At 69.0% G+C, this 20,233-nt stretch carries 17 protein-coding genes and 1 pseudogene; 8 read left to right on the top strand and 10 right to left on the bottom strand.

Features of this window, described 5'->3' with window-relative positions; genetic code table 11:
• The first annotated feature begins 72 nt into the window (after positions 1 to 72).
• On the top strand, positions 73 to 597 hold the full coding sequence (locus IW245_RS03290; RefSeq protein WP_197001721.1) for a DinB family protein: 525 nt from the start codon (positions 73 to 75) through the stop codon (positions 595 to 597).
• 152 nt (positions 598 to 749) lie between these two features.
• Here the strand turns inward: IW245_RS03290 and IW245_RS03295 are convergent, their stop codons facing one another.
• Positions 750 to 1,415 (bottom strand): DUF2306 domain-containing protein, encoded by a 666-nt coding sequence (locus tag IW245_RS03295; protein ID WP_197001722.1) that lies wholly within the window; start codon positions 1,413 to 1,415, stop codon positions 750 to 752.
• 311 nt (positions 1,416 to 1,726) lie between these two features.
• Here IW245_RS03295 and IW245_RS03300 point away from each other — a divergent pair, with 311 nt between their 5' ends.
• On the top strand, positions 1,727 to 2,830 hold the full coding sequence (locus tag IW245_RS03300; protein WP_197001723.1) for a sensor histidine kinase: 1,104 nt from the start codon (positions 1,727 to 1,729) through the stop codon (positions 2,828 to 2,830).
• Positions 2,827 to 3,525 carry a response regulator gene (locus tag IW245_RS03305; RefSeq protein WP_197001724.1) on the top strand — a complete coding sequence of 233 codons (699 nt, stop codon included), beginning with the start codon at positions 2,827 to 2,829 and terminating at the stop codon, positions 3,523 to 3,525. Before IW245_RS03300 ends, IW245_RS03305 begins: the two co-directional genes overlap by 4 nt.
• 43 nt (positions 3,526 to 3,568) lie before the next feature.
• Here the strand turns inward: IW245_RS03305 and IW245_RS41420 are convergent, their stop codons facing one another.
• Positions 3,569 to 3,703 carry a hypothetical protein gene (locus IW245_RS41420; protein WP_267920124.1) on the bottom strand — a complete coding sequence of 45 codons (135 nt, stop codon included), beginning with the start codon at positions 3,701 to 3,703 and terminating at the stop codon, positions 3,569 to 3,571.
• A gap of 207 nt (positions 3,704 to 3,910) precedes the next feature.
• Between IW245_RS41420 and IW245_RS03310 the strand changes: the two genes are divergently transcribed.
• A complete protein-coding gene (locus IW245_RS03310) occupies positions 3,911 to 4,252 on the top strand; it encodes a hypothetical protein (RefSeq protein WP_197001725.1) in 342 nt (113 codons plus the stop codon).
• Positions 4,253 to 4,319: 67 nt separating this feature from the next.
• On the opposite strand, the gene IW245_RS03315 is transcribed toward IW245_RS03310, so the two are convergent.
• Positions 4,320 to 4,916: a TetR family transcriptional regulator gene (locus IW245_RS03315; RefSeq protein ID WP_197001726.1), complete on the bottom strand. Its 597-nt coding sequence runs from the start codon at positions 4,914 to 4,916 to the stop codon at positions 4,320 to 4,322.
• A gap of 121 nt (positions 4,917 to 5,037) precedes the next feature.
• Between IW245_RS03315 and IW245_RS03320 the strand changes: the two genes are divergently transcribed.
• A complete protein-coding gene (locus IW245_RS03320) occupies positions 5,038 to 5,610 on the top strand; it encodes a hypothetical protein (RefSeq protein WP_197001727.1) in 573 nt (190 codons plus the stop codon).
• On the opposite strand, the gene IW245_RS03325 is transcribed toward IW245_RS03320, so the two are convergent.
• On the bottom strand, positions 5,607 to 6,974 hold the full coding sequence (locus IW245_RS03325) for an aminotransferase-like domain-containing protein (RefSeq protein ID WP_197001728.1): 1,368 nt from the start codon (positions 6,972 to 6,974) through the stop codon (positions 5,607 to 5,609). The genes IW245_RS03320 and IW245_RS03325 overlap by 4 nt on opposite strands.
• A 165-nt stretch (positions 6,975 to 7,139) precedes the next feature.
• Here IW245_RS03325 and IW245_RS03330 point away from each other — a divergent pair, with 165 nt between their 5' ends.
• Positions 7,140 to 8,360: an MFS transporter gene (locus tag IW245_RS03330; protein WP_197001729.1), complete on the top strand. Its 1,221-nt coding sequence runs from the start codon at positions 7,140 to 7,142 to the stop codon at positions 8,358 to 8,360.
• A gap of 326 nt (positions 8,361 to 8,686) precedes the next feature.
• On the opposite strand, the gene IW245_RS03335 is transcribed toward IW245_RS03330, so the two are convergent.
• The 4 genes from IW245_RS03335 to IW245_RS03350 all read right to left on the bottom strand — a co-directional run bounded on the left by IW245_RS03335 (position 8,687) and on the right by IW245_RS03350 (position 11,119).
• On the bottom strand, positions 8,687 to 9,082 hold the full coding sequence (locus IW245_RS03335) for a DUF4259 domain-containing protein (RefSeq protein ID WP_197001730.1): 396 nt from the start codon (positions 9,080 to 9,082) through the stop codon (positions 8,687 to 8,689).
• A gap of 146 nt (positions 9,083 to 9,228) precedes the next feature.
• A complete protein-coding gene (locus tag IW245_RS03340) occupies positions 9,229 to 9,696 on the bottom strand; it encodes a competence protein ComJ (protein WP_231398639.1) in 468 nt (155 codons plus the stop codon).
• Between the two features lie 476 nt (positions 9,697 to 10,172).
• On the bottom strand, positions 10,173 to 10,598 hold the full coding sequence (locus IW245_RS03345; RefSeq protein WP_197001731.1) for a hypothetical protein: 426 nt from the start codon (positions 10,596 to 10,598) through the stop codon (positions 10,173 to 10,175).
• Positions 10,595 to 11,119, bottom strand: a complete 525-nt coding sequence (locus IW245_RS03350) for a DddA-like double-stranded DNA deaminase toxin (RefSeq protein ID WP_197008296.1) — start codon at positions 11,117 to 11,119, stop codon at positions 10,595 to 10,597. Before IW245_RS03350 ends, IW245_RS03345 begins: the two co-directional genes overlap by 4 nt.
• A gap of 44 nt (positions 11,120 to 11,163) precedes the next feature.
• Between IW245_RS03350 and IW245_RS03355 the strand changes: the two genes are divergently transcribed.
• Positions 11,164 to 11,706, top strand: coding sequence for an HIT family protein (locus IW245_RS03355; protein ID WP_197001732.1), 543 nt, complete (start codon positions 11,164 to 11,166; stop codon positions 11,704 to 11,706).
• 170 nt (positions 11,707 to 11,876) lie between these two features.
• Here the strand turns inward: IW245_RS03355 and IW245_RS42005 are convergent.
• Positions 11,877 to 12,152 (bottom strand): annotated as a pseudogene (locus IW245_RS42005) (transposase); the annotation flags it as partial.
• Positions 12,136 to 12,519: a transposase gene (locus tag IW245_RS42010; protein ID WP_307788952.1), complete on the bottom strand. Its 384-nt coding sequence runs from the start codon at positions 12,517 to 12,519 to the stop codon at positions 12,136 to 12,138. The gene IW245_RS42010 and the pseudogene IW245_RS42005, both read right to left, overlap by 17 nt.
• Before the next feature lie 593 nt (positions 12,520 to 13,112).
• Between IW245_RS42010 and IW245_RS40235 the strand changes: the two genes are divergently transcribed.
• Positions 13,113 to 20,189, top strand: coding sequence for a ricin-type beta-trefoil lectin domain protein (locus IW245_RS40235; RefSeq protein WP_197001735.1), 7,077 nt, complete (start codon positions 13,113 to 13,115; stop codon positions 20,187 to 20,189).
• The last annotated feature ends 44 nt before the right edge of the window (positions 20,190 to 20,233 follow it).

The raw sequence follows: 20,233 nt of genomic DNA on the forward strand, positions 1-20,233 counted from the left end.
TCGGTGGCGCCTGACGGGGCGCTGCGGGAAATTCGGGGCGCGGATGTCGGCGGGTGCTGTCATGATCCGCGCATGACCTGGACCTCACCGCACCCCGACCGGGTGCCGCCGCCGGAGTTCGCCGACGAGCGCGCGACCCTGCACGGTTTCCTCGACTTTCACCGCGACACCCTGCTCCGCAAATGCGCCGGGCTGACCTCCGAGCAGCTGAAACTCGCCCCCGTCCCGACCTCCGGGCTGACCCTGCTGGGCCTGGTGCGACACCTCGCGGAGAACGAGCGCTGGTGGTTGCGTACCTGCGCCCTTGGCGAGGACCTACCCAATCTGTATTGCACGACCGAACTCCCCGACGGCGACTTCGACCTGGTGGCCGACGCCGACGCCGAGGCGGACCTGGAGGTGTTTCGCCTGGAGCGGTTGGCCGTGGATCAGGCGACAGCGGGCCGGTCGCTCGACCACGCGTTCCAGGCGCCGGGATCGAGCGGGACGCAGATGAACCTGCGCTGGGCGTACCTGCACATGCTCGAGGAGTACGCGCGGCACAACGGGCACGCCGACCTGCTACGCGAGGCGATCGACGGCGTCACCGGCGAGTAGCCCGGGACTATCTGCCACGTGACCCACCTGTGAAACGGCTTGTGACTGGGATGCCAACGGGGAGGCCGATGGCGCGACCGAGCCGATCCACGACCTGCCGCGCGGCCGGGTCCGTGTCCAGGTTGGCCGCGACGTCGAGCCATCGGCTGCGATCATCGACTCACGAAGCGAGAAGGCCTCGACGAACGTGGCGAAGTCCCCCCAGGGCGTGGACGGGTCGCTCGGCCGGTCTGGCGTAGGAGGATTTCTGCGACCAGTAGGTTGGGTACCCAGCACAGGAACGGCACGATCACGTAGGCGCGCAGGAACGCTTCGGGGTGGGTGATGCCGTCGCCGGACATCAGTGGGACGAGCGCGACGAGCCAGAGTCGTAGTGTGACGGCCGCGTACGTCATCGCGAAGGCGCGGACCGCCCAGCGTCGGTGGGCGGTCAGGTCACCGGCTCGCGCCGTCCGGATCGCCGCGATGGCGAAGAGCACCCACAGCACCGCGAGGGCACCGAAGCCGGCGGTGCCGATCGGGCCGGCCAGACTCATCGGTGCGAGGACAGCCCCGGCGGTGCCGCCGAGCACGATGGCGGCGATTACGATCCGGCCGGTGAGCCGGTGCAGCCGGGGTGCCCTTCGGCGCAGTCGCGTGGCGAACTGGACGGGGGAGAGCAGCAGGGCCAGGCCCCCGCACACCACGTGGAGGTAGAAGAAGCCCTGCGCCCAGGCCGGGCGGTTGGCGTAGTTGGCGGCGAGTTGGCCGTCGTTGCGGGACAGGCCGGCCAGCGAGTCCGTCAGGTACGGCAACACCGCCAGCACTGCGATCGCCACGGCGCTGAGCGTGATCCACCAGAAGGCCACCAACCCTCGCCGGGTGGGCCCGCTTCGTACCGATGCCCCGGTAACCGTCATGACGTACCTTTCTCTCGGGTGGTTCGGCTCCTCTCGGGAGCTTCGGCGCTGAGCGTAGGAATCGCCGCCGGGGCGGGGCGACACTCGGCTGAGGGGGCTGGTCTCACCCCTTTGAGGGGTATGTCGATGGCAGCCTTGCCAGGTGTGGATCTCGTGCGGTCTGATGGGGCGTGCCCACGCCTCCTCGTGCTTGGCTGCCCCCGGCCACCGATGTGTGGCTCGGGTGCGGCATGCTCGTGGCGCTGATCGTGTTGACCACGCTCGTGCCGCCCGGAGCGCCCTACCGCGACGCGCGTGTGCTCGATGTGGCGCTGGTGGGTGTGAGCGCCGTATGCCTGATCTGGCGTCAGGTCCGCCCGCTGACGGTGATCTTCGCGACCTCGGCGATGTTGGTGCTCAGCTCGGCGATCGGGTTCCCGCCGTCGTTCATGCAGTGGCCGGCGTGGATCTCCCTGTTCACCTGCTACTCACTGCTCGGGCTGCGGCCACGTACGCTGGCGGCGCTGGCGGCGGGGTCGGCCGTCGGAGGCTACATCCTGTTGGACCGCTCGACCGCCGGCCCGCAGGAGCTGGTGTGGGTCACGGCATGCTTCCTGGCCGCGACGGTCGGCGGTGACACCGCCCGAACCCGGCGGACGGCGGCCGAGGCCGCACTGCGGCGGGCGGCGATCGAGGCGCGGGAGCGGGCACTGGACGCCGAGCGGATCGTGGCCCAGGAGCGGCGCCTGCTCGCCGGCGAGCTGCACGACGCCCTGGGGCACGCCGTGAACGTGATGGTCATGCAGGCCGGGGTCGCCCGGCGCGTGTTCGACGACAACCCGCAGTTCGCCCGGGAGGCGTTGGGTCACATCGAGACGGTGGGGCGCGGCGCGCTCGACGAGCTGGACCACATGCTGCAGATCCTGCACCCGGTCAGTGACGGGGCCGACGTCCTGCTCGCGGACTCAGCCACGCCGGACCTGACGGACCTGACGGACCTGGCCGGCCAGGTCCGAGCGGCCGGACGCGAACTCGAACTGGAGCTCAACCTCGGCGATATCGAGGTGAGCGCGCGCGGCGCCCGGACCCTGCACCGCGTCGTTCAGGAGGCCGTCACCAATGCCCTACGCCACACCTCATCCGGCCCCATCAGGGTCGGCCTTTCCCAGGAGGGCACCGACGTGCGCCTCGAGATCATCAACGATCAGCGGGGACATGCCGCCCCGGCCACGGGCCGAGGTCTGATCAACATGCGTGAGCGGGTACTGCTGGAGGGCGGACGTTTCCAGGCCGGGCCCGTCGACGACAGCTTCCGGGTGCTCGCGGTCATCCCGGCGCGGGCTGACCTGCCGTGATCAGGGTCCTGCTCGCCGACGACGACGCACTCATCCGGGGCGGCCTGCGTGCGCTGCTGGCAGCCGAGGGCGACATCACGGTGGTGGGGGAGGCTGTCAACGGCGCGGACGCCGTGCGCGAGGCCGCCGCGCTGCGGCCCGACATCGTGTTGATGGACATCCGGATGCCGGTTCGCGACGGCACCTCGGCGACCAGGGAGATCGTGTCATGGGCCCCGCCGAGGCCACGGATCCTGGCGTTGACGACATTCGACCTCGACGAGATCGTCGACGGCGCGCTCACCGCCGGGGTCGACGGCTTCCTCCTCAAACGCGCCACCCCGGAGGAGGTGATCGCCGGGATCCGCACTGTGGCGGCCGGCGACGCCCTGGTGGCGCCCTCGGTCACCCGCCGCCTCCTCGAGGCCTACGCCGGGCGACGCGCACCGGACGTCGCCGACTCCGCGCGTGCCGGCCGGCTCACCGAACGCGAGGCCGACGTGCTGCGCGCACTGGCCAGTGGCCAGTCCAACGCGGAGATCGCCACGTCGATGTACGTCACCCTGGAAACTGTCAAGAGCCACATCAAGAACCTGCTGGCCAAGCTGGAGGTACGCGACCGCACGCAGGCGGTCGTGTGGGCCTACCGCACCGGCTTCACCGACGCCCGGCCCACTCGTCCCTCGATAACGGTGCGGGATCAGCCTCGAAGGTAGGACACACCGCACCGTCTTCGGCCGTCACGCCTCCCCGGCGGTGCTACGGCTCGCCGGGTGCCGTCGTGCACCCCTCGACCTGGACCTGGTCGGTGTCGAACGTGTAGCGGCGGGTGTCGACGCCGTCGACGAGCATGGTGCGGTGGGGAACCGGCTGGCCGTCCTGGCCGAGCTCCATAGCGCGGCCTTGCCCCGCCCGCAGTCGACCCGACGACGTTCGCCACGGCAAGATGGAACGAAGCTACGCGACAAGCTGCACCATCCCTCGCGGCGGGCGTGCTCGGCACGATAGCCGTCATCAGGGGTGCGCCACGCGTCAGGCGCTGGTGGGACGACCAAGTGATCCCGACCGTCCAGACTGCGCGGAAGGGGATCACTCGACGGCATGAGGCCGTCGCCGATGACGCCAAGCCGAGATGGCGAAATCGAGCAGGACTGGATCATCGCCGACAGGATGCGGGCACTGTCCAACGCTCGAGTGGAAGACGATGTCGACCTTCCGGAACTGCGGAGAGCGATGGAGAAGCTTTCAACTCAGCAGGTCACCGACGTGGTCAATCGGATGCTGGCGACGAACAACTCCATACTCGACGGCGAGACAGCGGAGATATTCGCGGGGATCTTCCGAGGTGGTCACATCGTTGACGGCGAGTACGTGCCGTTGAGAAGTGACAGGATCAAGGAAGCACTGAGCCTTGAACTGCTGAAGCCCTTGGCGGCATCCTGATCCTGGCATTCGTGACTATGCGGTGGCGGGCGACCCGACTCCAGAACGTAACGCTGCCGCGTCCGTCTCAATCATCTTCCCGCGCTGCGTACCTGCTTGTCGCCTCATCGTCGGTCGTGAGGATCGCTGCGATCAGCAGGTTCGCTGCGGCGTCGCAGCGTTCGTGGTCGCCCGTGACCATCCGGTCGAACAGGATGCCTTTGAGGCCCGAGGTCAACGCGGTAGCTGCCGCCTCGGCAGCCGCCCGGGGCCGGCCGGCGGCGGCGAACAGCTCCGCGGTGTAGTCGACCCAGTCCCGGAAGCCCCGCTGGGCCGCGACCGGCTCGGGGCCGCCTTCGGTGAGCGCGGCGGCCATCAGATGGAACATGACCGTGAAGTGGCCGCGCTGGCCCGGGTCGGTCATCACCGCCCAGGCGGCCCGTGCCCGGCCGGCCGGGTCGCCGGCCCCCGCGATCAGCTCTTGGGTTCGGGCCCGGTGCACGGCGAGCGCCGCCGACAGCAGTTCCTCGCGGGAGCCGAAGTAGTGCACCAGCATCCGGGCGCTGGTGCCCAGCTCGGCGGCCAGGCCACGCAGGGAGAACTGGGCCAGGCCGACGTGTCCGATGTGGTCGAGGGCCGCCTCGGCCAGGGCCGCGCGGTGGGCGGTGTCCGGGAGCCTGGCCACTTGTCACCTCTTGACTGAAGCACGCGTTACACCTATGGTCGTCGCCATGAGTGTAACGCCCGTTCCAGATATTGGGGAAGCTGTTCACCGTCCCGCACCCTCGGATGCGGGACACCGTCGAGTGCGGTGGGCGATCGCGGCGGCAGGCCTGGCGGCCGTGTTGCTCACCACCGGTTGCGCCTCCGATGGCGGCGACCGGACGGAGAGCGGAGCCAGGGACGCCAGCCCCACGGCGGCCGGGTCGAAGGCCGGCGGCTCGAACGGCTCACCGACCCTGCGTCCGATCACCTCCTGCGACGAGGTCGCGCCCCTGGTCGCGCCGTACCTCCAGGGCATGCAACTCATCGCCGAGGCCTCCACCGCCGGCCACGACGGCTTCACCTGCCACTGGACCACGCCCGTCGGCTCCTCGGACACCCGCAACCTCACGGTCGGCGGGACCGTGGTGGATGACGTGCCGCCCCGGCCCGACCAACTGCCGCCTCCCATGACCGAAGTCAAGGACGAACGGATCGCGGCCATGCACGGCATCGCCTGGTCCTACAGCCTGCCCAACGACTACTCGTCAGCCGTCACCTACACGATCCGCACCCCGCACGCCGCCATCGTCCTCACCGCCGGCCAGTGGGGTGACCGCCCGGCCCTGGATCCGAAGACCGCGATCGACGCCGCGGTCAAGTTGCTCATCGCCTAGACGGACTGGCCCCGGTGCTGCCGCCCGGTCAGCACCTCGACCGCGCGGTCGAGGATGTCCGGGGTGGCGGTGAATGGCAGCCGCAGGTAGTGGTTGAGGGTGCGGTCGGCGGAGAACATCGGCCCGGGTGACAGCTTCAATCCCGCGCGGGCCGCGCGGGCGGCGAGGGCGGTGGCGGTCGTGCCGTGCAGCCGCAGCCACAGGCTCAGCCCGCCCTCGGGGAGGGTGAAACTCCAGTCCCCGGCACCGGTCAGCAGCGCCGCGAGATGGTCTCGCTGCGCGCGGAGCCGGTCCCGCCGGTCGCGGAGCAGCTCTCCGGGGTCGGCGAGGAGTTCGCAGGCGATGAGTTGCTCCAGCGGCGGCGGGGACAGCCGCGCCTGGAGCGGGTTGTGCAGGAGTTCACGGACCCGGCCGGCGCTGGCGCGCACCCATCCGACTCGCAGGCCGCCCCAGACGAGTTTGCTGGTCGAACCGATCGAGATCACGGCGTTGCCGGCGAGGTGGGTGATGGGCTCGGGCTCAGAACGCAGGTCCAGGTCGCGCAGCGTCTCGTCGGCGACGAGCGCCACGTCGTGCCGGCCGGCGAGCTCGGCCAGCCGGAGGCGCAGGTCGGCGGGCATGAGTGCACCGGTGGGGTTGTGGAAGTCCGGGGTCAGATAGGCCAGACCCGGCCGGACGGTGCGGACGGTGTGCGCGAACCGGTCGGGGTCCCAGCCCCCGGCGGTGACCGGAGCGGCCACCAGCCTGGCGCGCCGCCGCCGTAGGACGGCCAGTGCGCCGTGGTAGGTGGGGCTCTCCACCAGGATGGGCCGGGCCCTGTCGTGCAGGTGGTCGACCAGCAGGGTAAGGGCGGCCCGGGCGCCGGAGGTGACCAGGATCTGGTCGGGGCGGGTCGCCAAGCCCTGGCCGGTGTACCGCTCCGCGAGGAGTTCTCGCAGCTGGGGAAGGCCGGCGTCCGGCTCGGCCGAGCCCACGAGCAGGGCGGCTGACCGTTCCACCGCGCGCCGGGAGGCCTCCAGGTAGGCGGCGTGCGGGGCGGCGGTCACCGCGCGGGTGAAGTCCAGGGCACCGTCCTTCTCCGCCGACCAGGGCGCGGTGCGTTCGGTGACCGTCCGCGGAAGCCGGACCTCGCTGCCGCTGCCGGGCCGGGTGCGCACCCAACCGGTCTCGCGCAGCGCAGTCAGGGTGCTGACCACGGTGCCCCGACTGAGCCGAAGCGTCTCGGCCAGGGCGCGCTCGGACGGCAGACGGGTGCCGACCGGGATCCGCCCATCGAGGACAGCGTCACGGATCGCCGCCGCGAGCACCTGAGTCAACGGGCCCGGTTCCCGCCGCCAACTGCCGAGCATCGCGGTGAAGGTCACTGGTCCAGTTTCGCACAACTGGACCAGGACCCCGGTCGGCGCCCGCTCGTAGGGTCGAGCCCACCGAACCGAGGAGTAGCCCGTGTATCCCCAGCTAGCCGCAGACCTGACCGAGTACGACGCGCACTGGACACCAGCTGCGATCCTCCCGGCGCTGGTCGGAACATGAGCGGCTGGTTGCGCCAGGCCACCGGCGGACTGCCGAGGATCTTCTGGTACCTGTGGACGGCCTCGCTGATCAACCGGGCCGGCGCCGTGGCGAACCTCTACCTCGGCGTGTACCTGTACTCCGTCCGCCACTTCGACGCCTCCTACGCCGGCCTGGTCATCGGCCTCGGCGGGATCGGCACCGCGCTGGGCACGCTGCCGGGCGGGATCATCGCCGACCGGTGGGGGCGGCGGCCGGCGATGCTCGGCGCGCCCGTGCCGGCGGCGGCGACGCTACTGGCCCTGGGTTGGACGGACAACCAGGCCGCCATCCTGGTGCTGTCGCTGTTGCTGGGGGTGTGCGGCGGCATCGCCCGGCCGGCGTTCACCGCCACGATCATCGACGTGGTCGGCGCGGCCGACCGGGTCCGGGCCCTGAACCTGAACTACTGGGCGTTCAACCTGGGTTCGGCGGCCGCGGCGCTGCTCGCCGGCCTGCTCTCCCGGATCGAGCCGAAGCTGCTGTTCGCGACGACGGCCGCGGCGCTGCTCGCCTCCACGGCGCTGCTGGCGTTGAAGGTGCCCGAGACCAGGCCCGTCACCGGGACGGCCTCAGCCAGCGGGGTCGGACTCGGCGTCGTCTGCCGGGACCGGACGTTCATGGTCTTCGTCGGCCTGACCCTGCTCGGCTGGACGATGATCGAGACCAACAAGATGCTCCCGATATCCCTCGTTGCCGACGGCCTGGACGTCACGGCCTACGGGCAGGTCATCGTGGTCAACATGGTGCTGATCGTCGCCGGGCAACTGTTCCTGCCCGCATTGGTCGCCCGGTTCCGCCACGAACACGTACTGACCGCCTCGGTGCTGTTCATCGGAGTCGGCTTCGGCCTGGTCACCCTCGCCAACTCGCTATGGACGTACGCACTGACCGTCGCGGTCTGGACGGTCGGCGAGATGCTGATGACACTGACGAACTCCACACTGACCGTTGAGCTGTCACCCCCGGAAGCCCGTGGCCGGTACCAGGGCGTGTTCGGGTTCGGCCTCACCGGCGCGATGTTCTGCGGCCCGGCGTTCGGCGGGCTCGTCACCGACCGCCTCGGTCCGGACGCGCTGTGGATCGGCGTGTTCTGCCTCGGCCTGGTCCTGGCGGTGGCGCACCTGGCCGCCGGCCGGGCCCGGAACCGCCGGGCAGCGGCACTGCTGACCCTGGTTCCCGAGCCGGTCGGGGTGTGACGCCAGGCCCTCACCGATCCGCCGGCGGCAGAGTCGGGGCAGGCACGAACCCATGGTTTGCCCTGGACACACCGATCGCACAGCCCCGCCAGCAGGGCCCTAACCCACCGCCACATTGCGAACGGACATAGCGCTACGAATCACTCTCTGTGAACTCGTCGGTCCTCGCATGATCTGGCGAGCAATTACCGCCCTGACCTGGCTCTCGCCACATGTGCGCAGGTCGGCGGCCGTCATCGCTTCTCATCCTGAGTGGCGAATGTCGGGCTGACCGATTGTTGGGTGCTCCCGGCCTTTCAGCGTTGACTCGTCACGAGGCCGGCCACTCAGGCTGGTGCCAGCAACACCCGCCGCAGGTCGTTGAGGTTCTCCCGCGCCTCGGCGGCGTCGGCGGCGTGGACCCAGGCGCGCATCCAGAAGTCCGACGCGAGCGCCAGAGCCTCGACGGCCATGCCGATCAGGTCGGGTCCCGGCGTCGGCAGCGACGTCTTGGCCTTCCCCTTGAGGCTCCGCCCACCGGGCAGCGAGGCGGCTACCAAGCCGGCCAAGGCCACAACCTCGTCGGGAAAGACCTCACGGTTCCAAGTGAGGCTTCCTGTCACGACTCCACTCAACGTCGAGGTCACCGCGAGCACCCGCTCCGCAGACGACAACGCGGCCAGGTCGTCGAGCAGATCCTGCGCGCCGTCACTGTCAAAGAGCCCTACACCGAATGTGCCCACATCACTACCCATCTAAGCTCGACCCGCACACCGGCCGCCGAATTGGCGGAACGCGTCGACCTAGGCCCGGGTCATCCACGCACTCCACGCTGAACTCGAACAACTCAGAACCAGCCGCCCCTACCCGACAACGTCCGCCAACCGCGCTAATGCTGCCAGCGTTTGAGCACCGCGAGATCGCTGGGCGCCTCCGGCCACACCTGCAACTGGACGCGTTCCATGGTCGCCGGGTCCTCGTCGGAATCGATGTCCAGCCGCCGGGCTTCAGCCAGGTTCGCCCGGGCCACACGCACCCTCATCCACCCGCCCGGAACCGTGAACCGGGCAGCGTCCGGCTCGAAATCGGTGCACCCCATCACCACCAGCCGCCCCGACCGGACTTCGACGCTGCCCTCGACGACGTGGTCGAACACGGTCTCGTCCGCCGACGGCCGGCCGGGCAGAACCTCGACCGTCACTGTCACGGAGACGTTGACCTCGGTGCCGACCGCAAGAGCATCGCCGGCCACAGCCAGTCCATCCAGCACGGCCTGATCGGTCCACGCATCGCCCAGGTCCGTCAGCGACCCGTCATCGAACACGTGGAGCTGGTGGTAGTCCGCGAACAAGGTCAATTCAACTGGCATCGAGGAATCATGCCACCCGCAGATCCGGGCCGGTCCTACAACCCGGCCGGATGCCCGGACAGCCAGTCGCGATGTCGACCCTTCACCGCGTCCCGCTCGGCGGGACGACGGCATGATCACGTTCATCCCGCCGTTATAGGAGTGAGGAGAGATACAGCCACCGCAGGCCAGGGTCGGCTAACAGCACTTTGGCGATCATCGCACTGCACGCCGGCAGCGAACCTGTCTACAGGCCGTGAAGACCGTCAAACGGCGACCGCACCGTCGGGCTGGACACCGACACCATCGCCGACCTCAACGCCTACCGGGTACGCCCGGCCGCGCAGAAGTCGCCGCCGGGCCGGCCTGGCCACGTCCCTCCGTCAGGTCGACAATTCCTCCGCGAGGGTGAAGGCTGGCTGACGCCCCGTCAGGTGCCGCTGACGATGCGCCGAGATTCACCCCGGGACAAGGTCCAGCCAGTCCTACGACCAGCTCACGCCGGTGGGGCGCTGCCCGTCTGCGGCGAAAGAGACGGCGATCGTCCTTGCTGTGGGAATCGACACGACGGCGAGCTCAGCGGGGATGATCACATCGGCGGCGTCCGCCGACTCGATGACTGTGAGCGTCGTGGTGGGCTCGAGCTCCTGGACGTGGGTTCCGTCTGGAAGCCACCTCACGGCAGCTCTTCCCATCTCCGGGTCGATGTCGATCCTCAGGCGCAGGGAGTCGACGTTGACGTCCCCGCGAGGGTCCGGGCCCTGGTCGGATGTTCCCCACCACAGGGTGTGGGCGGATCTGCCGTCTCGCAGAATCCTCTGGGTCTGCTGATCAAACTGCTCGCCCGCGTCGTTCGGGCTGGTCAGCTCGTACGCGACCCCGTTGTGGTCGTACATGACTGCGATGGTCATTTCCTGATCCTCTCACCTGTGCCGACGTAGACCCCGCGTGCCCACATCTTCCCGCCGTCGTCGGTAGCCCAAACCGTGAGTCGGGATTTGGGGGGCATGATCGAGGGCAGGACTTTGTCGCACGTCCAGGCCTTGTCCCGGTCAAAATCTCGCGTCCCGCACACGGTGTTGTCGATGGTGATCTCCGCTTCCGTGAGGCTTTCGCTGCGCATAATCGCGGCGACTTTGGTCTCGGCGTGAACGTATAGGGCATCGTTGGGGCGGGGAAACGGTTCCCAGCGCAGGTCTGCGGCGATCGCCGGGTCGGGCCGGTTGGACAGCAGTTCCTGGCCGCGAAACACCGCGACTGTCGGCCGAGGAAGCCCGCCTTGACTTCGCGGGGTGAAGTGGCTTGCGTCGGCCGACGCGCGTACATGCGCCGGAATGTGCGTGGGGCGGTCCCATTCTCCGCCTCGTAAGGAGCCGGTTGCGGGAGTAGGCAGATGGGCACCGGCCGAGGATGCGCCGGCGTCCTCTGCCAGAGCGGCTAAGGTCTGTCTTCAATGTTGATCTTCGCGTAGTGTCGATGGATCTGATTCTGGTGGGTGCTGACGGGGGTCGCGGCGTGCAGGTCGATCGGGTGCCGTTTGATCTGGCGGCCTATGAAGAGCATGTCCGTTCGATTCGGTGCTTTGTCTGTCAGTTCCTTGATGGTGATCCCGGCTTCGAGCACGAGTTGGTCTTCGATGACGGAGAGCACGTCGCGTTCCTCGGCAAGAATCCGACGATGTACGGGCATGTGTTGGTGGCGCCGCGCGAGCACGTGGAGCACGTCGTGCGGGACTTCGACCAGGACGCCTACCTGCGCCTGCAGGCCGTGCTGTATCGGGTGGCCCGGGCGGTGGAGGTCGTCGTGCCGTCCGAGCGGACCTACCTGCTCTCGCTGGGCAGCCAGCAGGGCAACACGCACCTGCACTGGCACATCTCGCCGTTGACTCCGGGGACTCCGCCGGAGCGGCAGCAGTACCACGCACTGATGCACGAGAACGGTGTGATCCCGTGGTCGAAGGAACAGGCCACAGAGTTGGGCGCGAAACTACGGGCGGCGTTGACGGCGGGCCCGGTGTAGGCGGTCACAGCCATTCGCCGATCATGGCGATGAGGACGGTGGCCTCGTGGCGGACGGCGAGCTTGTCGAAGCGGGTGGCCACGGCCCGGTTGCGCTTCAACCGATTCATGCCGCATTCCTCGGCGTGGCGAGCCCGGTAGGCATCCTTGCTGAACGCCGGCGGTCGCCCACCGGGCCGGTCCTTTGTTCTTGCGGTTGCGTTTCTGGTCATCCGGTTCAGCGATCGTGGCCTTGATCCCGCGTTTACGCAGGCAGGTCCGGTTGGCCTTCGAGGAGTACGCCTTGTCGCCCAACACCCGGTCCGGCGTGGTGCGCGGACGCCCGCCACCCGGGCGCGATACTCCGATGGCCTCCAGCACGGGAACGAACTGCGAGGAATCATCCCGCCGGCCGGCCGTGATCACGATCGACAGGGGCTTCTGGCCCTGCTCAACCGCCAGGTGCACCTTCGTGGTCAACCCGCCCCGGGATCGACCGAGTCCGTGACCGTCGGGCTCGGTATCGATACCACCCGGTTTCTCCTTCTGCTCGTCCCCTTTTTACGGGCACCGGCGGCACGCTGATGCGCCTGGCCACAGTCGAGTCCACCGACACGTCCCAGGTGATCAGCCCCTGCGCGTCGGCCCGAGCTTGAAGGCCCGTCACGATCTGCTTCCAGGTCCCGTTGCGCCGCCAACGGCGAACAAACGAGTAGACCGTCTGCCACGGCCTGAACCGCTCCGGCAGATCCCGCCACGGCACCCGGCCGGAGTCCGCCGCCGGATCCCGTACGGCTCCGCCGCCGGTGTGGGCGGCGAGCGAAGGGCAGCCCACACCGGCGGCCGGGGTGATGCTCGACGAGAACGGCGACCTGGTGGTTCGGCTTGTGGCGGATCCGACCGGATCCCGGTGATCGCTGTGTGGCGCGATCCACAGGTAACTGCAATCTACTGCGCGAATCGTGGCGGTGTAGGTCAAATTCAACGTTGACAGCAGGCCCGGGCAGGCCGCAGTGGTGTCGCCGACGGGTGTGATGTGGGCGACCGGCTCGCCGGTTGTCGTACCGGGCAGACCATATGCCCCGTAAGCCGATGCCTGTCAGGACGGTATGACGACACGGTCTTTGAGGCAGTGTTACAGGCCGTGTTCTTTTACCCTTATCCATTTGTGTGATGCCTAATATGGGCGCTGGCCTGCAACAACCCCTTGTGCTCCAACTTTCGTGTGCGTAGCCTTCGGGCCCTTGAACGTCTTGGGCTACGGGGGTTGTGGTGTCCATCCGTCGATTCGGGCTGCCTGCGGCAGCCCGCGCGTTCGCCGGTTCCATCCGTCATGGTGGAGTGTCGGTAGGAATTGTCCTCGGTCTCGCGGTCGGGCTGACTCCGGCCGGGGTGGCTTTCGCGGGGCCGGGTGGTGCAGCGCCGGGGGTGTCCGAGAAGTCGGTGGCGGTCCGGCCGGTGGCGGGGCGTGGTGCCGCGCCGTCCGAGGGCCCGGTGCCCCTCGTGGATCACAAGGATGTTCCGGCCGGTGGTGCCGGCAGCGTGACGGTGTCGGCCGACGCGGCCGGCGCCGTGGTGGGTGGCCTGTCGATCGCCGCGGCCCCGGTGCAGGTCGCGGTCGAGCCGCGCAAGACTCAGGGATCGCTGGCTCAGCCTGTGGAGCGACCTGCGGCCTCGCCGAGTTCGGTGCGGGTCGAGGTGGCCGATCAGAAGGTGGCCCGGGCGGCGGGTGTGGCCGGTGTGGTGTTGTCGGTCGCTCGGGCGGACGGGGCGGCCTCGACGGGGCCGACCCGGTTGCGTCTTGACTATTCGGGTTGGGCGAAGGCTTTCGGGGCGGACTACGCGAACCGGCTGCGCTTGTACGCGTTGCCGGCATGTGCGCTGAAGACCCCGGAGCGCCGGGAGTGTCAGACTCGCACGGATCTGGGCGCGGTGAACGCCGGTGGGGCGCTGACCGCCGAGGTGGGCGTGCCTGCCACTTCCACTACGGCTGATGGATCGACCGGTGCGGGCCCGGCCGGCCGGCTGCGGTCGGGTGCGGGCACGATGGGCCTGCGGTCCGAAGCCGCGCCGGCGGCCGCGCCGATGGTGCTCGCGGCGGCGGCGTCGTCCTCGTCGGCGGCGGGTTCGTTCACGCAGACGTCGTTGTCGCAGGCTTCGTCGTGGGCGGCGGGGTCGTCCGGCGGCGGCTTCTCCTACACGTATCCGCTCAGCGTGCCGCCGGGTGTGGGCGGTCCGGTGCCGAACCTGGCGTTGGCGTATTCGTCGAGCGCCACGGACGCCGAGACCCTCGCGGCGAACGGGCAGACGTCGTGGCTGGGCGAGGGCTTCGACCTGTCAGGCGGCGGGTTCATCGAGCGGTCGTACCGCTCGTGTGACCAGCAGGGCTATGTGGCGACGGTGTCGTGCTGGATGGGCGAGAACGCGAGCATGGTTTTCAACGGCCGTTCGCAGTCCCTGGTGTTCGACAAGGCCTCGTCGATGTGGCGGGCAGGAGATGACTCGGGCCTGCGGGTGGAGCGGCTGTATGACGCCACCTCCGGCAGCGGCGCGCTGAACGGGGAGTACTGGAAGGTCACCACCACCGACGGCGCGGCCTACTACTTCGGCCGGCACAAGCGTTACGCGACCGACACTGCCGTGACGAACTCGGTGCAGACCGAGGTGGTGTTCGGCCTGAACGCGGGGGATCCGTGCTACGTCGCGAACAACCCCGGCTGGTCGGGGTGCCGGCAGGCGTACCGGTGGAACCTGGACTACGTGGTCGACCCGCGCGGGAACTCGATGACGTACTTCTACTCGAAGTACTCGGGCTACTCGCAGGTGGCGATCTCGTCGAACATCTGGCAGTACGACCTGGCCGCGAACCTCGACCACATCGACTACGGCACCCGGGCCGGGTCCGAGGGGTCCGGATCGGCACCGGCCCGGGTGGACTTCGCCGCTGTGAACCGGTGCGGGCAGGTCACCTGCGTCGACGCCGACTACTGGGACACCCCGCTGGACCTGTACTGCGGGTCGGCGTCGTCGTGTCCGAACACGCCGTCGCCGGTGTTCTTCAACAAGTACCGCCTCGCGCAGATCTCCACCAAGGTCCTGTCCGGCGGGTCATACCGCAACGTGGACGTGTGGAGCTTCTCGCACGCCTGGCCGGGTACGCCGTCGGTGCTGGGGAACACGACGGGTGGTGACGCGTCGCCGAACATGTGGCTGCGCACCATCTTCCACACCGGGTACGCCGCGGACGGCGCGGGCGCGGACGCCCCAGCGGTCTGGCTGGGCGCCGGACCCGGCTCGTCGGGTGCCTGGCAGTCCTACGCCCTGGCCAACCGGGTCTCCTACGGGTCGAACATCGGCGTCGGAGCCCTGTTCCACTACCGGCTGGGGTTCATCGACTACGGCACCGGCAGCAACACCCTCGTCACCTACGCGGGGGCCGAGTGCCCGAACCAGGGTGCGATGCCGTTGCCGGACGCCAACCCGTACCGCTGCTTCCAGCAGTGGATCAAGCCGCAGATAGCCGCCCCTGACTTCGCCTGGTTCCAGAAGTACGTCGTCACCCAGGTGGTCGACCGTGACCTGGTCGGCGCCTCGCCCGACGAGGTGACCTCCTACGCCTACTCCACGGCCGGGACGTCCGACACGGCGCTGTGGCGGCACGACGCCGGCGAGGCCGTACCGTTGGCGAACCGGACGTGGTCGCAGTGGGCCGGCTATCCCACGGTGACCACCACCCACGGTGCGGCGGGTGGGCCGCAGACCGTGAGCCGGGCGCTGTATCACCGCGGGTTCAACGGCGACGGGATGGCCTCGGGCGACTGGACCTCCAGGGCGTGGGGGGCCCGCAAGGTCGGGCTGGTCACGCCCGTGCTGCCGGCCTCCGGCATCAGCGGGCAGGCCGGGATGCTGGCCGGTGCGGGCGGCATGTGCCTGAACGTGGTCGCCGGCGCAACGACCAACGGCACACTGGTCAGCGTGGACCCCTGCACCGGTGGCCCGGAGCAGGTGTGGGTCCGCAAGACCAACACGCCGACCACTCAGCTGGTCAACCCGCAATCGGGGCGCTGCCTGTCCTATGACCCCGCGAACACCGCCAACACGTCGATCATGTCGTTGTGGGACTGCGGGAACGGCACCGGTCAGCAGTGGCAGTACCAGAGCGACGGGAGTTGGAAGAACCCGACCTCCGGGCGGTGCCTGTCACCGTCGGACGCGGGGTCCAACCCGCACGCCACCGCCTGGCTGTGGGACTGCACCCAGGCCCCCAACCAGCGCTGGACACCCAGGGCCGACGGCGGCTGGACGGTCAACCAGGCCAACCGGTGCGTCGACGTCGCCAACGCGGGCACCGCCAACGGCACCGCCGTGCAGGTCTACGACTGCCACGGCGGCACCAATCAGATCTGGCAGCCCCAGCCCAACGGCACCCTCCTCAACCCGGTTTCCGGGCGCTGCCTCACCGTCAACGACAGCGGCGGAACGCCCAAGGGCCGACCGGCGTACCTGTGGGACTGCAACACCCCGCTCACCGGGCAGATCTTCATCCCGCAGACGAACGGGACCGTGAAGAACCCGAACTCCGGCCTGTGCCTTGACCCCACGACCAATCCGCTACGCAACGCACCCCTTCAGGTGACCGACTGCACAGGTGCTCCCACCCAGCAGTGGACCACCCGCGTCGAGGACACGGCCGGCCTCGACGGGGCCCTCCGCGAAACCGACCAACTCGACGGCGCGCAGGTCTCCGCGTCCACCATCAACGTCACCACCACGAAGGTCAACGCCACCCGCCCCGCCGCGGGCTCGGGCGGGCCGGACGTCACCGCCCGCCAGACCCTGAACACCGCCACCCGCACCCGTACCTGGATCGCCGCGACCGGCACCTGGCGCCAGACCGGCACCGACACCGCCTACGACGCCTACAGCCTCCCCACCGACGTCACCAACTACGGCGACTTCGCTGTCACCGACGATGACACCTGCACCCACACCGACTACGCGCGCGACACCGCCGCCAAGTACCTGATCAACTTCCCGTCGCAGGCGGTCACGACCACGTGCGGGCAGGTCTCCGGCGACGGCGACGTGCTGGCGGGCACCCAGACCCTCTACGACGGCGGGGCACTGAATGTCGCGCCCACCAAGGGCCTGGCCAACCGGACCAACGCCCTCGCCGACCTTGTCGCGGGCGTGCGGACCTGGAAGCAGTCCGGCAGGGCCGGCTACGACGCCAACGGCCGGGTCGTCGACTCCTGGGACGCCCTCGACCGGCACACCGGCACCGCCTACACCCCGGCGACGGGTGGCCCCGTCACCTCCATGGCCGTGACGAACAATGCCGGCTGGACCACGACCAGCACCATCGAGCCCGGCCGAGGCCAGCCGACATCGGTGGTGGACGCGAATGGCAAGAAGACCCAGGCCACCCTCGACCCCCTCGGCCGGGTCACGGCCGCCTGGGCTCCCGGCCGCACGCCTGGTACCGACACCCCCAACACCGCTTTCAGCTACGTGGTCACCGGCAGCGCCGCGCCGTACGTGAAGACCAGCCGGCTCGGGCCGGCCGGCAACACCTACGACTCGTACGCGATCCTCGACGGCAGGCTGCGGGCCCGACAGTCCCAGACCCCGGTGCAGGACGGCACCCGGTCGATTTCCGACACCGCCTACGACAGCGCGGGCAGGGCGTTCAAGACCAGCTCGTTCAAGAACAACACCAGCGGGCCCAGCGGCACCCTGGTCGGGTTCAACGACGCGGACATCGCCAGCCAGAACAGGATCACGTTCGACGGCCTGGGCAGGGTCGCCACCAACCAGCTGTTCGCGTGGGGCTACGAGCAGCCCGCCTACCGCACCACCACCTCCTACGACGGAGACCGGGTCACGGTGACCCCACCCGCCGGCGGCACCGCGACCACCACGTTCCTGGACGCGCGGGGCCGGACGACGACGGTCCGGCAGTTCCTGGGCAACCTGCCCGCCGGCGGCTTCCAGGACTCGACATACGGGTACGACCGGCTCGGCCGCCCGCGCTGGCAGAAGGATGTGGACGGCAACACCTGGAACACCACATACGACCTGCGCGGTCGGGTCAAGGCCAAGACTGACCCGGACGCTGGCACCACGACGCCCACCTACGACGATGCCGGGCAGTTGTCCGGCGTCACCGACGGGCGCGGGGCGGCTGTCGCCTACAAGTACGACGTGCTCGGCCGCAAGACCCTCGTCAAGAACGCCACGACCGGCGTGACACTCGCGTCGTGGACCTTCGACAATCTCCTCAAGGGGCAGCTTGACTCGTCGTCCAGGTTTGAGGGCGCCGACGAGTACAAGACGTCGGTGACCGGCTACGACAACGGCTACCGACCCACCGGAACCTCGGTCACGGTCCCGAACTCGGCCGGCACTCTGGCCGGCACCTACAACACGAGCCTGACCTACACCGCCGACGGGCAGGTCTACCAGATCGGCTACCCGGCCGCCGGCGGACTGGCTGCCGAGACCGTCAGCAACACCTACAACACGATCGGCCAGCTCATCGGAGTGGCCGGGACCACCGGCTATTCCGACCGGTACCTGTCTGATGTGTGGTACTACCACGACGGCGGGATCAGCCAGCGCACCCTGGGTGACCCGGCCACGGGCAAGCGCGTCAAGGTGACCACGCTCCGCGACGACGTCACCCTGCGCACCACCAGCAACCAGGTCCACACCGAACACCCCGGCGGCCCGGACACCTGGGACCAGCAGCTCGTCGAGGCCTACAGCTACGATCCCGCCGGCAACGTCAAGGGCCTGCGCGAGACCGTCACCGGGACCACCGGCGGCAACCCCTGGGGCACCGTCCCGACGGGCACGGTCTCCCAGCAGTGCTTCACCTACGACGGCCTGCGCCGGATGACCGAGGCGTGGACCACGACGGCGGACACCTGCCAGGCCTCGCCGTCCACCGGCGTGACCGGCGGCCCGGATCCGTACTGGACGTCCTACACCTTCGAACGCACCGGCGGACGACTCACCGAGACCAAGCACGCCGTCACCGGTGGACCCGTCACCTCCGACACCGTGCGCACCAACTACACCCCGGCGGCCCAGGCCACCCGGCCGCACACCGTGACCCGCACCGACACGACCGTCGGCGGTGGCGCGTCGGCCACCACCGACACGTACAGCTACGACGACGCCGGCAACACCAAAACGCACAACGGCTACACGTACACGTACAACGAACTCGGCAAGCTGTCGACCGTCACCAACAGCTCAGGTCCGACCACCTCGTTCGTCTACGATGCCGACGGCAACCGGATCCTCCGCAAGGACTCCACCGGAACCACCCTCTACCTCGGTGGTACTGAACTGCACGCCGACACCCCGACTTCCGCGGTCACCTGCGTGCGGACCTACTCCACCGGAGCGGTACGCACCGCCGGCGGGTTGACCTGGATGACCGCCGACCACCACGGCACCGCCCAGACCACCATCAACGCCAGCACCCTCGCCCTCACCCGCCGCAAGACCGACCCGTACGGCAACCCCCGCGGCACGGCCCCCACTTCGTGGCCCGACCAGAAGGGCTTCGTCGGCGGGGCGATGGACGCCGACACGGGGCTGACCCACCTCGGAGCCCGCGACTACGACCCGAAAACGGGCCGGTTCACCACGGTCGACCCGCTGTTCGATAGCAAGAACCCGCAAAGCTGGAACGGCTACTCCTACGCCGGGGGCAACCCCGTCACGATGTCCGACCCGGATGGGCGGCGTGCCGTCGATCCGGACACCGGGCGTGCGGATGACCGGAATGCTTGTGGCGCCAGAACCGTTGAGACCCTTCAGCAGATTAATCGTGTGGTCACCGCACGCCTTCGCACCGCTGCTCGAAAAGGCGAGAACGACGATGGAGTCCTTAGCTTCGGCAAGAAGGCTGCTGCCGTGGCGGGGGCAGCTGGTGCTTCCCGTTATGTCACGGCGCCGGATGCGGCGTACTTCTGGTCCGGCAGAACATATGAGCCGAACGGATCCTTCGTGGATGCTGGTCCCGGCTCGGTCGCGGACGGAATCGCATCGAGAAACGGCGGGATCACTCTTGAAATGTTGATGAAGCAGCGAGGCATCGTGCTTCCGCCATGGGATGCGGGCAATCCAGACGTGGTGCGAGCATGGGAGCAAGCCTCTGCTGAATATGCGGCGCACGCCTCAGGGCACGTTAGGGTGGTGCTCGGAGAGAATCTGCGTGGCGGAAATATCTGGGACACCGAAGAGTATGACCGATTGATGAGCAATCCAAAGGTCACGAAGATTACCGTTATCGGACTTGACGGAAAGGAACAAGGGAGCTTCGACATCAACAGAATGGCCGCCACCGCGGAATCGGCCGCGCAAGCGGAAATGATCGCAGCTGAGGAGATAGCCATGGCGGAGGCTGCCGCACTGGCAGAGGAAAGGGCAATCTTCCTGCTGGAAGAACTCGCCTTCGTGTCAGAGGAGGTGGGCGATGGAGCGGAATGACGGCGCTCGGACGGTGTCGCCACATGTGGAAGCCTCGCCAGGCG

This window comes from Longispora fulva (genome assembly GCF_015751905.1).
In the GTDB taxonomy this organism is placed as follows: Bacteria; Actinomycetota; Actinomycetes; order Mycobacteriales; family Micromonosporaceae; genus Longispora; species Longispora fulva.